Source organism: Kitasatospora sp. NPDC057518, from assembly GCF_042802075.1.
Classification (GTDB): domain Bacteria; phylum Actinomycetota; class Actinomycetes; order Streptomycetales; family Streptomycetaceae; genus Kitasatospora.
On sequence record NZ_JBHVEU010000500.1, the window covers coordinates 1 to 6,228 of the forward strand.

The 6,228-nt window shown below is 73.0% G+C and carries 6 protein-coding genes; 4 read left to right on the plus strand and 2 right to left on the minus strand.

The window, feature by feature from the left end; translation table 11 throughout:
- Positions 1 to 78: 78 nt before the first annotated feature.
- Positions 79 to 336 (minus strand): mycoredoxin, encoded by a 258-nt coding sequence (locus ACFU7Z_RS34350; RefSeq protein ID WP_049660517.1) that lies wholly within the window; start codon positions 334 to 336, stop codon positions 79 to 81.
- A 263-nt stretch (positions 337 to 599) separates the two neighbouring features.
- On the opposite strand from ACFU7Z_RS34350, the gene ACFU7Z_RS34355 reads away from it, so the two are divergent.
- The 4 genes from ACFU7Z_RS34355 to ACFU7Z_RS34370 all read left to right on the plus strand — a co-directional run bounded on the left by ACFU7Z_RS34355 (position 600) and on the right by ACFU7Z_RS34370 (position 4,417).
- Positions 600 to 2,768 (plus strand): ATP-dependent DNA helicase UvrD2, encoded by a 2,169-nt coding sequence (locus ACFU7Z_RS34355; protein WP_380781881.1) that lies wholly within the window; start codon positions 600 to 602, stop codon positions 2,766 to 2,768.
- 259 nt (positions 2,769 to 3,027) lie between these two features.
- Complete coding sequence (locus ACFU7Z_RS34360) at positions 3,028 to 3,483, plus strand: hypothetical protein (protein ID WP_049659087.1); 456 nt, start codon at positions 3,028 to 3,030, stop codon at positions 3,481 to 3,483.
- Between the two features lie 170 nt (positions 3,484 to 3,653).
- Positions 3,654 to 4,022, plus strand: a complete 369-nt coding sequence (locus ACFU7Z_RS34365; protein ID WP_369808359.1) for a WhiB family transcriptional regulator — start codon at positions 3,654 to 3,656, stop codon at positions 4,020 to 4,022.
- Positions 4,019 to 4,417, plus strand: coding sequence for a hypothetical protein (locus tag ACFU7Z_RS34370; RefSeq protein ID WP_063780373.1), 399 nt, complete (start codon positions 4,019 to 4,021; stop codon positions 4,415 to 4,417). Before ACFU7Z_RS34365 ends, ACFU7Z_RS34370 begins: the two co-directional genes overlap by 4 nt.
- 182 nt (positions 4,418 to 4,599) lie before the next feature.
- Here the strand turns inward: ACFU7Z_RS34370 and ACFU7Z_RS34375 are convergent, their stop codons facing one another.
- Positions 4,600 to 6,036, minus strand: a complete 1,437-nt coding sequence (locus ACFU7Z_RS34375; protein WP_380781879.1) for an ABC1 kinase family protein — start codon at positions 6,034 to 6,036, stop codon at positions 4,600 to 4,602.
- Positions 6,037 to 6,228 lie beyond the last annotated feature (192 nt).

The following is a 6,228-nucleotide window of genomic DNA, read 5'->3' on the forward strand; positions in this document are numbered from 1 at the left end:
GGCCCGCGGGGCCCGGGCCGGGGCCGGTCGGGCCCGGGCCCGGCGGGTTCGCGCCCGGCGGGTGTGGACCCGGTGGGGTCAGGACGCCAGGGCCTTCTTGACCTGCAGCAGGCTCGGGTTGGTCATCACGACCCGCTCGCCGCCGCCCACCGGCGTCACCAGCACCGTCGGGACGGTCTGGTTCCCGTTGTTCACCGACTCGACGAAGGACGCCGACGCCGGGTCCTCCTCGATGTTGATCTCGGTGTAGCCGATGCCTTCACGGTCCAGCTGGCTCTTGAGTCGGTTGCAGTACCCACACCAGGTCGTGCTGTACATCGTCACGGTGCCGGACATCGAGGGGGCTCCTTCGAAAGAGGGGGGCGTACGGTCTCCGGCAGGAACGTCCACCGGGCGGCGGACATTCCGGAGCGCCGTCGACCGTCGCGCGGAGTGATCATCCTGCGATCGCACCAGGCCTGTGGACAACCCCGTCCGCGATGTCCCCCCGGGCTGAGAGGATGGAACGCATGCAGGAAGACCTCTTGAGCGGCAGCCCCTACGACGGCCCCCACGGCTCCCCCTGGGCCGACCCCGGTGCCGACACGGGCCCGGATGCGGTGCTCGCCGGGCTCGACCCCGAGCAGCGCGCCGTCGCCACCGCCCTGCACGGTCCCGTCTGCGTCCTGGCCGGCGCCGGCACCGGCAAGACCCGCGCCATCACCCACCGGATCGCCTACGGCGTGCGCAGCGGCGTCTACCACCCCCAGCAGGTCCTCGCCGTCACCTTCACCGCCCGCGCCGCCGGCGAGATGCGCGGCCGGCTGCGCCAGCTCGGCGCCGACGGCGTCCAGGCCCGCACCTTCCACGCCGCCGCGCTGCGCCAGCTCCAGTACTTCTGGCCGCGCGCCGTCGGCGGCCCCGTCCCCCAGCTCCTGGAACGCAAGGTCCAGCTCGTCGCCGAGGCCGCCGGCCGCTGCGGGCTGCGCGTCCAGCGCACCGAACTGCGCGACCTCACCGCCGAGATCGAATGGGCCAAGGTCACCCAGATCGCCCCCGAGGACTACCCCGCGGCCGTCGCCAAGTCCGGCCGCGAGGCCCCCCGCGACCCGGCCGAGACCGCCCAGGTCTACCGCGTCTACGAGGAGGCCAAGAGCCGCCGCGGCAGCATGGACTTCGAGGACGTCCTGCTGCTCACCGCCGCCATCCTGGAGGACCGCCCGGACATCGCCGACCAGGTCCGCTCCCAGTACCGGCACTTCACCGTCGACGAGTACCAGGACGTCTCCCCGCTCCAGCAGCGCCTGCTCGACCGGTGGACCGGCCCCGACGGCGGCGCCAGCCTCTGCGTCGTCGGCGACGCCAGCCAGACCATCTACTCCTTCACCGGCGCCACCCCCGACTACCTGCTCAACTTCCGCACCCGGCACCCCGAGGCGACGGTGGTCAAGCTGGTCCGCGACTACCGCTCCACCCCCCAGGTCGTCCACCTCGCCAACGGACTGCTCGCCCAGGCCCGCGGCGAGGCCGCCCGGCACCGCCTGGAGCTCGTCTCCCAGCGCGAGGCCGGCCCCGAGCCGGTCTACACCGAGTACGAGGACGAGCCCACCGAGGCCGAGACCACCGGCCGCCGGATCAAGGACCTGCTCGCCGCCGGGGTGCGCGCCAGCGAGATCGCCGTGCTGTTCCGCACCAACGGCCAGTCCGAGGTCTACGAGCAGGCCCTCGCCGACCTCGGCGTGCCGTACCAGCTCAAGGGCGCGGAACGGTTCTTCGAGCGCCCCGAGGTCCGGGACGCCGGCGTGCTGCTGCGCGGCGCCGCCCGGGCCGCCTCCGACCCGCTCACCGACGACGCCCCCGACCTGGCCGGCCAGGTCCGCGCGGTCCTGGCCACCCGCGGCTTCACCGCCGAGCCCCCGGCCGGCTCCGGCGCCGTCCGGGACCGCTGGGAGTCGCTGGCCGCCCTGGTCCGGCTGGCCGAGGAGTTCGAGCGCACCCGCACCGCGGCCGGCCAGACCACCGACCTCGCCGCCTACGTCGCCGAGCTGGACGCCCGCGCCGCGGCCCAGCACGCCCCGGCCGTCGAGGGCGTCACGCTCGCCTCGCTGCACGCCGCCAAGGGCCTCGAATGGGACGCCGTCTTCCTGGTCGGCCTCACCGAGGGCACCCTGCCGATCATCTACGCCAAGACCGACGAGCAGGTCGAGGAGGAACGCCGCCTCCTCTACGTCGGCGTCACCCGGGCCCGCAAGCACCTCAGCCTCTCCTGGGCGCTCTCCCGCTCCCCGGGCGGCCGGGCCAGCCGCAAGCCGACCCGCTTCCTGGACGGGCTGCGCCCCGGCTCCGCCGCCCCGGGCGCGCGCACCGGCGCGCGCGGCGGGCGGGGGGGCGTCGAGCCCGGCGAGCGCTCCGCCGCGCGGCGGGCCCGCGGACCGGTCAAGTGCCGGGTCTGCGACAAGGTGCTCACCGAGGCCGTCGAGCGCAAGCTGCGCCGCTGCGAGGACTGCCCGTCCACGATGGACGAGGGGCTGTACGAGCGGCTGCGCGAGTGGCGGGCCCGGCAGGCGAAGAAGCAGGGCGCGCCGGCCTACGTGGTCTTCACCGACGCCACGCTGATGGCGATCGCCGAGGACGTGCCCGCCGGCCGCGGTGAGCTGGCGGCCATCTCCGGGGTCGGCGCGATGAAGCTGGACAAGTACGGGGCCGCCGTGCTCTCGTTGTGTGCGGGGGAGGAGCCCGAGGAGGATCCGGACGACGTCGAGGACGGCGGTCCGGCCGATCAGGCCTGAGCAGGTCCGAGCGCGGTCCCAGGGGCCGCTCCGAGGGTTTCGGAACCCGTCGTGTGACGTGCCGAAGAACTCGCGTGAAAAATAGTTTGCGCCGCGTACCGGGAGCGCAATAGCCTGCCGGAGCGGTCAAGGGGACGCGGTCGCACGGGGTGAAACCTGTGCCGATGCCCCTCGCCCGAGAGCTTTACCGAGACAGACATCCGAACATTCGGAGCCAGGGAGACCAGGCTCCGCGAGACGCCGAGAGGAGGCGAAGACAGTGGGAAACATCATGATCACCAAAATGACTGGCCAGACCGTTGTCGCTGCCTCCCTGCGTGCCGCCCGTCTGCGGGCGCTCGCCGAGCTCGGTGGAACCGGTCTGGGTCTCGACACCACCGGTGTCTCCGCTCCCGTTGTCAGTGGTCTTGGACACACTGATCTGTGCCTCACGGGCGGCAGGAGCTTCGAAGGCACCTTTGTCGAGACCGGTCTGTCCCGTGACTGGGCGTCGTTCGGTACGTCGTGCTCCCTGCGCGACGAGCGACCGACCCAGGCACCGAAGGCAGCAGTAGCCGCCGCCATGCATGGCGGCTATGCGCAGGTCGTCGGTGCCGGAAACGCCCAGAAGCAGAACGAGCAGCAGATTAACCAGGCCATGGCCGCCTTCACGGGCGCCGAGGCCATCCGGATGCAGGCCTTCCGCGGCCCTGAACCCTGGAGAGAACGAACCTGAGCCAGCCTCAGGTCGGCACCTCCAGGGCCGCGGAACCCGTCACACCGGGATCCGCGGCCCTTCTGTTTTGTCCGGTACGCAAGACCACCCAGGCCCTCCGGGGCCTCCGGCCCAGCACCACCAGTCACCTGGGCCGGAACCACTGAGAAAAGACGAGGAAGACGCCCACAGTGTCCACGGTCATCACACCGCCCACCCCGTCCGTACCGCCGACAAGCCAGATCACCAAGGCCGACCAGGCCGACCCCCCGGAGGTTCCTTCCATGCAGCTCAGCTCGATCGAGCAGGCCGAGTCCCTCGGTCTCCCCATCCCCTGCCGCGCCTTCGACCCCGAGGTCTTCTTCGCGGAGACGCCGGCCGACGTCGAGTACGCGAAGTCGCTCTGCGGCACCTGCCCGGTGAAGGAGGCCTGCCTGGCCGGCGCCCTGGAGCGGCGCGAGCCGTGGGGCGTCTGGGGTGGCGAGCTGTTCGTCCAGGGCGTCGTGGTGGCGCGCAAGCGTCCCCGTGGCCGTCCGCGCAAGACCGAGGTCATGGCATGAACCCCGCCCACGAGGCCAGGGTCGTCCGCCGGGGAGAGCAGCCCCCGCTGGACAGCGCCCTCCGCCGATCCGTGCGGATCGCCGCCGCCAAGGCCGACGCCGCAGCCCGCATCACGTCCCCGAGCAAGCACCACGAGCAGGACCACGACATGAACCCCGCCGCCGTCGATCCCACCGCCCGCGCCGAGCAGGCCACCGAACGTCAGACCCAGAACAGGATCCTCGAGATGCAACTCCTCCACGAATCCCTGGCCCGTGCCCATATGCAAGACAGGCTGCACGAGGCCGAGAACCAACGGCTCGTCAGCCGGGTGGCCCGGGCCCGCAAGCTCAGGCAGCGGGCCGAGCGGGCCTCGATGCGCGCCCGCAAGGCGCTCGCCGTCGCGCTGATGTAGCGCTGATACAGCGCTGAAGAAGGGCCCCGCCGGCCCGGGGGCCCGTCCTCGACAGGCCCCTGCCGGCTCCGGTCCACGGCCGGACACCGGTTCGCCGTCGGACCTTGAACCACCCCCGTCGTGCCGCAGGCCGCTCCCCGTCGTCGGGGGAGCGGCCTGCGGCCGTTGTCGCGCTGTCGGGGTCAGTCCTTGCGGACCCGGGCGGGTTCGGTGGTCCTGGCGGGCTTCACGGGCTTCACGGGCTTCGTGGGGGTGGCGGGGTTGGCGGGTTCCGCGCGCTCTGCCGACGGCCGCCCGGCGAACTCGGGCAGCCACTCCAGCATCTCCGCGCGGAACGGCGCCTTGGCACCCAGCTGGCAGAGCACCCCGATGGTGCTCAGCGTCACCCGGTGGATCAGCAGGTACGCGGGCGGCAGGTTCAGCTGCTTGCCCAGGTTGTAGGCGGGCGAGCGCGGGTCGGCGATCCGGGCCGCCTGGGCCCGCATCCAGGTCCGGGTGAAGTGGAAGTTCTCCACCGCGGCCGGCTCGATGATCGGCAGCAGGTAGTCCAGCACCGCGTCCGGGTCCAGCCGGACCGAGGGCTTCACGAAGCCCTCCTCGCGCAGCATCCGGAGCACGCCCGCCGCGTCCCCGGCCAGCGCCATCCGCAGCGAGGCCCCGATCGGGGCCGGCAGCCCGCCGGGCAGCCGGTCCACCGTGCCGAAGTCCAGCACGCCCAGCCGCCAGCCCGACACCGGGCCGTCGTCCTTCAGCAGCCGGAAGTTGCCCGGGTGCGGGTCCGCGTGCAGCAGGCCGGTCCGGGACGGGCCGGCGAACAGGAACCGGGCCAGCAGCTGCCCGGCGCGGTCGCGCTCCTCCTGGGTGCCGCCCGCGATCACCTCGGCCAGCGGGGTGCCGCCCATCCACTCGGTGACCAGCACCTGGTCGGCCTGGGCCACCACGCCCGGCACCACGATGTCCGGGTCGTCCGTGAACTCCTCGGCGTGGCGGCGCTGGGCCTGCGCCTCCAGCTCGTAGTCCAGCTCCTCCGAGACGCGCTCGCGCAGCTCGGTGATCAGCGGCTTGATGTCCAGCCCGGGGATCAGCGGGCCCAGCAGCCAGGCCACCCGGCTCAGCTGCGAGAGGTCCGCGAGCAGCGCGTCCCCCGCACCTGGGTACTGCACCTTGACGGCGACCGTGCGGCCGTCGTGCCAGACCGCCTTGTGCACCTGGCCGATCGAGGCGGCGGCCGCGGGCCGGTCGTCGAACTCCCGGAACAGCCCGCGCCAGTCGTCACCGAGCCGCTGGGCGAGCGCGGTGTGCACCTTGGCGGCGGGCATCGGGGGAGCGGCGTCCTGCAGCTTGGTGAGCGCCGCCCGGTACGGCCCGGCGACCTCCTCGGGCAGCGCGGCCTCGAAGACGGACAGCACCTGCCCGAACTTCATCGCCCCGCCCTTGAGTTCGCCGAGGACCTTGAACAGCTGGTCCGCGGTGGCCTGTTGGAGCTCGGCGGTGACCACCTCGGCGGAGCGGCCGCCGATCCGCTTGCCCAGGCCGAGCGTGGCGCGACCGGCTATCCCCAGCGGCAGGGCGGCGAGCCGTGCCGTGCGGGTCACTGCCTTGCGCGGAAGATCGCTCACCCCGGGCCTCCATTCCCTGGCCCCCCGGTTCCGGACGGCCGACCATCTCTACGCCATTGTGCCCGCTCCCTGCTGCGTGCCCCTCGGAATTCCGTGGGGCGGGGCGGAGAGTGGCCTCCCTTTGCGGGGAGTTGGGCGGCTTGGTCCGGGGAGGGCGGGGGGTGGGGGCAGGTGGTTGCTGCGCAGGAAGTC